The sequence below is a fragment of the Methylomagnum sp. genome, assembly GCF_054333355.1.
Genome location: NZ_JBTEKS010000309.1, coordinates 1 through 5,290 on the forward strand (window position 1 = coordinate 1; position 5,290 = coordinate 5,290).

At 66.2% G+C, this 5,290-nt stretch carries 4 protein-coding genes; 3 read left to right on the forward strand and 1 reads right to left on the reverse strand.

Features of this window, described 5'->3' with window-relative positions; translation table 11 throughout:
* Nucleotides 1-140 precede the first annotated feature (140 nt).
* Nucleotides 141-2,372 carry a beta-propeller domain-containing protein gene (locus tag ACXWUF_RS17920; protein WP_458495975.1) on the reverse strand — a complete coding sequence of 744 codons (2,232 nt, stop codon included), beginning with the start codon at nt 2,370-2,372 and terminating at the stop codon, nt 141-143.
* Between the two features lie 377 nt (nt 2,373-2,749).
* Between ACXWUF_RS17920 and ACXWUF_RS17925 the strand changes: the two genes are divergently transcribed.
* The 3 genes from ACXWUF_RS17925 to ACXWUF_RS17935 are packed head-to-tail and all read left to right on the forward strand — an operon-like array spanning nt 2,750 to nt 5,157.
* A complete protein-coding gene (locus ACXWUF_RS17925; protein WP_458495976.1) occupies nt 2,750-3,652 on the forward strand; it encodes a hypothetical protein in 903 nt (300 codons plus the stop codon).
* The gene (locus ACXWUF_RS17930; protein WP_458495977.1) at nt 3,628-4,887 is read left to right on the forward strand and encodes a hypothetical protein; all 1,260 of its coding nucleotides are present in this window, start codon (nt 3,628-3,630) and stop codon (nt 4,885-4,887) included. The genes ACXWUF_RS17925 and ACXWUF_RS17930 overlap by 25 nt, the downstream gene beginning before the upstream one ends.
* Before the next feature lie 54 nt (nt 4,888-4,941).
* A complete protein-coding gene (locus ACXWUF_RS17935) occupies nt 4,942-5,157 on the forward strand; it encodes a (2Fe-2S)-binding protein (protein WP_458495978.1) in 216 nt (71 codons plus the stop codon).
* The last annotated feature ends 133 nt before the right edge of the window (nt 5,158-5,290 follow it).

A 5,290-nucleotide genomic window follows, 5' to 3' on the forward strand; every position in this document is an offset into this window, starting at 1 on the left:
GGCTTTAGCCCGCGATTCGACAAGGCTCGTTCGCGGGCTAAAGCCCGCTCCCACCGCTGGCGGAGCCGGAACGCAACCCCGACAAACCAGGACGGCCCCATCCGGGGCCGTCCAAGCTCGGAGTTTCAATAGCTTACCGGCTATTTAACGGCGGGGCACGGGGCGAATTCGCAATTGGGTCCGCTCCGGCCCACATAAGTGACGCCATCCGGGCACATCAACACTTCCATGGTGCAGGCCACCCCGTCATTCGGATCGGTGGTGGCGCCGCCATCGGTCGGCGACTTGTCCACCGGCACCGGGTCGTCGATGGCGATGGGTTCCTCGGGCAGCGCCAGCACATCCACGCCGCCGGTCTGCTTGAATTCCGTAAGCTCATTGGCCTGCACCCGGCCCTCCGAGACCGTGTACAACTGGTCCTCGATGGTCAGCAGGCGGCGGATGTAGCGGTTCCAGGCGGAATTGAGCTTGCCCTCCGGGATGTGGGTGATGGCGGCTTTCAGTCGGAAGCCGTCCGCCACGCTCACGTCGTAGACATGGGCGCCCTGGAAGGTGGTGGTCCCCCATTCCTGGCCCGGCGGCTGCTCCGCCACGGACATGGGGAAGGCCAACAGGTGGCGGTCGGCGTCGAACAACACGGCCTTGTGATCGTACAGGGCGTCCGAATAGCTGCCCTGCTCGCCAATCACCACGCTATGGGCCAGCTTGGGCTGGGTCAGGTCGGACACGTCGAACAGCGCCAGCTTCACCCCGCTGGTTTGCACCCGCTCGCCCACCGCCGTGGTTTCCTGGCCGATGCCAAGGATGTGCCGCTCATCGAAGGGATGCAGATAGCTGCTGAACCCCGGCATTTTCAATTCACCCACGGATTTGGGCGCGGCCGGGTCGGAGAGGTCGATGGCGAACAGCGGGTCAACCTGCCGGTAAGTCACCAGGAAGGCCCGGTCCCCCATGAAGCGGGCCGCGTAGATGCTCTCGCCTTCGGCGAGATTCTCCAGCTTGCCCACCACCTTCATGTTGCCATTGAGGCTGTAGAGGTTGTTCCAGCTCTTGTCCTGGAAGGTGTCGCCGGTCTGGGTCCACTGATGGACCGTGGTGGCGATGCGGAAATAGCCCTTGTGTTCATCCATGGAGAATTGGTTCAGCACCGTGCCCGGCACTTCCCCGGCATTGCGGAACTGGGTGCCGCCCTGGTCGATGCTGAAGCTGTAGATATGGGTGCTGGCGTTGCTGGCCTCGGCGCGGTAGTCCGCCGCCGAGAGATACAGATTGTCGAGCGAGGCATAGGCCACCTCGCCCGCGCCCAGGTAGGACTTGATGTCCGCCGCTTGGCCGGGCCGCGTCAGGCGGAACCCCGCGACCACCACATAATTGGGGTCCACGAAGTTCGGGAAATAGGACAGCTTGGTCAGGGGCAAGGGCCGCAGCGTGCCGTGGTTGACGGCGGAGTCGCCCACTTTCGGGAGGATGGCACCCCGCGTCATGTCGGCGGACTGGGTCGGGCCATCCGGGGTGGCGATCAGGGCCGTGGTGTAGAAGATGGGATAGGTCCGGCCCACCAAGTAAACGGCGTCGCCGATCTTGCGGGAGGCCAGATAATTGCCCGTGAAGGAGACCTCCCGCGCCTGAACGGGCTTCTGCCGGTCGGAAATGTCGTACACCCGCGCCACGGTCAGATTCTCCCCCATGGGCGCGGCGATCATCTTGCCGACCATCGGGGCGTCCGAGGCGGCGGGCGTATCCGTGGCGGCGCCGTTCGCCTTCCAAAGATTGCCGATGACCACCAGCCGTTCGCCGTCCACGAACAATTCGGCGGGATAGAAGCCATCCTCGAATTTGATGGACGCCAGGAGGCTCATGGCGGTGGCGGGATGGGCCTGGATGATCCGCACCTCGCCGCCCTGCACGGTGTAGAGGTACTTGCCGTCGGTCTTGACGATGTCGCCCTCGTCCACGCCCGCCACCTGGTTGTTGGTGGTGGAATGCTGAGTCCCGCTGCTGGTGGACTTGCTGCTCCCCCCGGCGGTCGGGGCGGCATCGGCGGCGAGCGTCAACTCGCTGGCCCGCAAGGTGGTGTTCGGCTTCTTGCCCTTGAGCAAGCGCTTGAGCTGCTGCAAGGACGCGACGCGCAGCGGCTTCAAGCTGGATTTGGCGGGCGCCGCCGCCTGGACCGGAGCCGCCGCCGCCGGAACCGTCGCCGCGCTGAGGCCCAACGCCAGGGTGGCGAGCGTCAAGCCCATGATTGTCGCCGTGATGGATTTCTTGCAGGGCTGCATCGCGCTAGGCTCCCGAGGTTTGTGTGGGTCGATCCGGGCCGACTCGCGGGGGCGGAGGTCGCCGCCGTGGGCCGGGTTTTGCGAATAGTTTGTCATGGTTATTGGCTCCTGTTGACCGGAACATTTTCGGCCAGGGCGTAGGGTGGTTTTTACCCCTTTCCGGTCCCCTATAATTTGGGGAGGGAAAAAAGCCCCCCGAAAACAGGGGGCGAGTGGGGGGGGACGAAACCGTGCGCCCAGTGGAAAAACACGTTTGAGGGATAATCCCAGCCACCGCCGAATATCTCGCGCTACCATTAATTCACCGCCGCTCATGGCGGCGGTCGCGGAGCCTATCAATCCGGCCTGTGGCGAAGGCCGGGGGAAGATTACTTAATACTTGATGAATACTAGATGAAGTGAAAGTTTCTTGGTCTCGACCCGGTTTTGCTGGTTATCATGTTAGGCGCGGATCAACTTGGGAGAACAACAATATGGCATTTGAACACGGACTCAGCCCCGCCCGAAAGGCGTCACCAGGCTCGTCTCTGGGGGCGGGGCGGCTGGGTAGGGGCTTGACGTTGATGGTCGGGCTGGGCTTGGCGAGCGCGGCCACCGCCGCCCCGTGGCAGTTGGACGTGCATGTGGCGGGCGCGGTCGGCGGGCGGATTGACGGCCTGCCGGACGGCGACTCATGCGGCGCCGATTGCGTGGCGGCGGTGCGCCGCCCGGCCCTGGTGGGCTTGCTGGCGGAGCCGGACCCAGGCTTCCGGTTCGACGGTTGGCAAGGCGCCTGCGAGGACACCCTCGGACCTCTCTGCACCCTGCCCGTCTCCGCCGACGCGAGCGTGGGCGTCCGCTTCATCCGGGAAACCGAGCCGGACCCGGCGCTGGATGGCGTGCTACTGCTCCACGACGACGGCGAGACCCCGGCGCTGTGGAACCGGGTGGTGGATCGCCAGTTCGATGGCCGCTGCCCGGTGGTTTACGGCGGCGTGCCGCTGGGACGCGCCCCGGACCTGCCGCCGGATTCACTGCATTGCTACCGGGTCCGGTTCGGCTATTACGCCGCGTTGCGCGGAGCCGATTCCGAATCTGAGTCCGGCCAACCCGCCAGCCTGCCCCAGTGGCAGTCGGAAATTCGGGCGGCGGTGGCCGGGATCATGGACGCCCGCCCCAGGCTGCGGCTAGTCCTGGTGGGCAAGGGCCGGGCGGTGGCGGCGGCGCAGCGCTTTCTTGAGGCACCAACGCCCGAGCGGGCGGTGGTGGGCGGCGTGCTGTCGGTCGTCGCCCCAGCGTCGGCATTGGCCGATCCACCGACAACGGCGCCGGAGGTTCCCGAAGTCGGCGAGCAGGGCATCGCCGCGCAGGCGTGGGCACTGTTGAGGTCTCGTTGAGCCGTCGGCGGTTTTTTCAGCGATTGTTGTTGATCGCGGGCCTGCTGCTGAGCGCGGCGCTCAAGGAGCCGCCCGTCAGCCCTGCCCCGGGGCGGGGTTCGCCCGCCGGGAACCCGTCCGCCGCGTCAACGGCCAACCCCCAGCCTGCTGGCATTCCGTCCAGCGGGCCGACGCCGACTGCGGCCACGGCCACGGCGTCGAGCCATCCCCATCCAGACCGGATGAGCCGCCGCGCCGAAGCGCCCCCGGCACCGGAAGCATCGTCATCCGCCGAACCCGCCCCGGACGCCTACGAGGTGTGGCGGCGCTGGCTGCGCTTGGTGGAGCAAAGGGCTTACCAGCAGATGCCGATTGCCAACGCCTTGCTGGCGGACCGCCTGAGGAGCGGGGGGGGCGCGGAGATTTACCAGGAGATAGCCAATCTTCTGCGGGACGAGAATCTGCTCTTCCAGGTCCGCTCGCAGCTCGTCGAGTTGCTGGGCGAAATCGCCACGCCGGAAGCCTTGGCGCTGTTGCTGGACCTCGCCGACCAGGGCATGGAGTCGCCCCTGTACGCGCCCGCCCTCAACACCATCAGCCATATCGGCGAAAACCGCTGGGGGGGCCGGTTCCATGAGGAATTATCGCCCCTGTTGGAACAAGCCTGGAAAGACGCCGGAAACACCGACTGGCCCTACCTGATGGCCGTCACCCAGGCCATCGTCGGCATCGGCGCGCCCAGCGGCATGGGTCTTTTGCTGGACACCCTCGCGGGCCGGGATTCGGCGGCGGCGTCCAGTGGCGAGACCCGGGGCAAGCGGGTGGCCGTGTTCCAAGAAACCCCCAAAGTCACCAATCCGGCGGCGGTGTCCGTGTTGAAGCGGGCGGTCACCGGCACCGAGGCGTCCAGCCTCAAGGACTCGGGTTCCACCCCGCTGGAAGCGACCTCGACGGTTGATCCGACCCCGGTCAGCGGAACGGCCACCATAGAATCCCATGCCCCGTCCACTCAAGTCCCCGCCGAATCTGTTTTTACGGCGTCCTCCGAATCCACTGACGGCGCGTCCGCCGCAGGTCTCGGCCAGACCGCGCCCAGCGGCGACCCGTCGTCCGGCGCGCCAGCCCAGCCCGCTGTGGTGCCGGTGGTCATCCAGGGGCTGGAAAACATTGGCACCGAGACCGCCTTGAACGCGATTGCGGAAATCAGCTCGAGTTATCCCGAGATCAAGGCGCTTCTCGCCGAGCCGGTGCCTTAACCCCTCCAAGCGGAGACCGGATCAAGCCTGGCCCACCCGTGGAAGTCCATCGCCATGAACACGTCCCATCCCGACAGAAAAAAAGACATCGTTTGCCGGTGCAGCGGCACGACCACCGAGCAAATCAAGCGGCACGTCGCCAACGGCGTCAATGACTTGGATGGCTTGTCCAGGGCCACGGGCGTCTGCTCGGGGTGTGGCGGCTGCGACACCGAGGTTCTGGCGTTGCTGGCCGAGTCTTCCCCGCCCTTGCCCCGCGAGGCCAGCTAGCGCTTCGTCACGCATGAAACGCCGAGTGATTCCCGAGGGGTGCCGCCCGAGGCCGAATGTCTGGGGTAGGTCGGGCATGTACTCATGCCCGACGCGGCGGTCTGGCCGAAGCGTCGGGCAGGAAATACCCGCC

Bases quoted from the DNA above. Each gene is read 5' to 3' on its own strand.
- ACXWUF_RS17920 (WP_458495975.1), bottom strand. From the start codon at position 2,372: ATGACAAACTATTCGCAAAACCCGGCCCACGGCGGCGACCTCCGCCCC.
- ACXWUF_RS17925 (WP_458495976.1), top strand. From the start codon at position 2,750: ATGGCATTTGAACACGGACTCAGCCCCGCCCGAAAGGCGTCACCAGGC.
- ACXWUF_RS17935 (WP_458495978.1), top strand. From the start codon at position 4,942: ATGAACACGTCCCATCCCGACAGAAAAAAAGACATCGTTTGCCGGTGC.